Source organism: Sphaerimonospora thailandensis (genome assembly GCF_016863115.1).
Taxonomy (GTDB): domain Bacteria; phylum Actinomycetota; class Actinomycetes; order Streptosporangiales; family Streptosporangiaceae; genus Sphaerimonospora; species Sphaerimonospora cavernae.
Map to the genome: position 1 here is coordinate 1 of NZ_BOOG01000128.1, position 1,550 is coordinate 1,550.

Here is a 1,550-nt window from a genome sequence, read left to right on the forward strand (position 1 = left end):
TTGATCGGGATCGCGAAGAGGCACGTCCGGCGCCGCTGCTCGGAGAGAGCCTCCTGCATGTTGCGGCGGTGTACGGGCCAAATGCCTCAGGAAAGTCAAATGTTATAGCCGCGCTCTCCTGGCTGCGCGACGCGGTTCAGCATTCTCTTCGTATTTGGGAGGATGAGATCCCGGTCGAACCGTTTGCCTTTGGTGATGGCCCTGCCTCCGCAACTGAACTCAGCATCGAGATCGCGATCAATGGTGTCCGGTTTGAATACATGCTCGAAGCGGATCGTGAGCATGTGATCTACGAAGGGCTCTTTCATTACCCCGAGAAGAAGCGCAGGCGAGTATTTGAAAGAGAAGAATTGGAGCTGAAGCTGCAAAGGGGGCTTGGTGGACTATCCGGGACCCGCGAACTCCTGACGCACAGGACGCTGGCCCTCTCAATTGCTCGGCGATTTGACGAGCCACTGGTGTCCAACTTCACTCGCGAGCTCCTGGGCATACAGAACATCGGCCGCACGCTCAGGCGCAGGACGAGCTTCCCGTCAGGAGCACTTCGAAGCTCTTTTTCTCGCCCCACTGTTCGCTGGTTCGAAGAAGCGAACGACCAACTCGCTCTTTTCGACGAAGGCGACTTTGGCGCCAGAATTATCGGGACTCGACAGCAGGCACTGGCGCTGTTGCGTCTAGCCGACCTTGGCATCGAAGACGTAATTATAGATAGACAAGAGGTCGGCTACCCCGACTCTGAGGTGCGTACCCAACGTAGAATTCGGCTGGTCCATAAGACCTCGGAGGAGAGCGTACCGTTCGACTGGCACGCTGAGTCCGAGGGAACGAGAACATGGTTTGCTCTCATTGGCCCGGTGCTAACCGCTCTTCAGCAGGGATCGGTTGTTCTCTTCGATGAGCTGGACGCGAGTCTGCATCCGACCCTGTCAGCGGAGTTGCTTCGCATCTTTCACAACCCTGTCACCAACCCTCGTGGCGCTCAACTGATCTTCACGTCTCACGATACAAGTCTCCTGAACTATCTGAACAGAGATGAAGTATGGCTCACCGAAAAGCGGGCCGACGGCTCCACCCGCCTCGGCGCACTGGCCGAGTTCGCCGGAGAGCGCGTGCGGAAATCCCAGAACCTTGAGAACGCCTACCTTCACGGCAGATTCGGTGCTCTGCCTCAAGTGGATCAAACTTCCCTGTTGCGTGCTCTTGGATTGATCGGCTGATGGTCTCGGGTAGGCGCCAACGAGGCGGAAGACCGCTGAGAAGAACCGCCGAAAAGCGGCCCGAACTCCGCACAATGATGGTATTTTGCGAAGGGCAGAACTCGGAGCCTGATTATGTAAATGGACTGAGGAGACTCCCGCACATAGCCGAGAACACGGCACTGAATATACAAATTCATCCCGACCAGGGGGTGCCGCTCACGCTGGTTAGAAAAGCGATAGAGTGTAAGTCTGACCCCGAGATCGATGAATGCTGGTGCATTTTTGACGTAGAATGGCCGAAAAATCACCCGAATCTGGCACAGGCGATTGATCTCGCGCGGACACATGAGA

The 1,550-nt window shown here is 56.4% G+C and carries 2 protein-coding genes; both read left to right on the forward strand.

Features of this window, described 5'->3' with window-relative positions; translation table 11 throughout:
* On the forward strand, window positions 1–1,217 hold a 1,217-nt coding region (locus Mth01_RS29245; protein WP_204019193.1), incomplete at its 5' end, for an AAA family ATPase.
* A gap of 77 nt (window positions 1,218–1,294) precedes the next feature.
* On the forward strand, window positions 1,295–1,550 hold a 256-nt coding region (locus Mth01_RS30530; protein ID WP_407695989.1), incomplete at its 3' end, for an RloB family protein.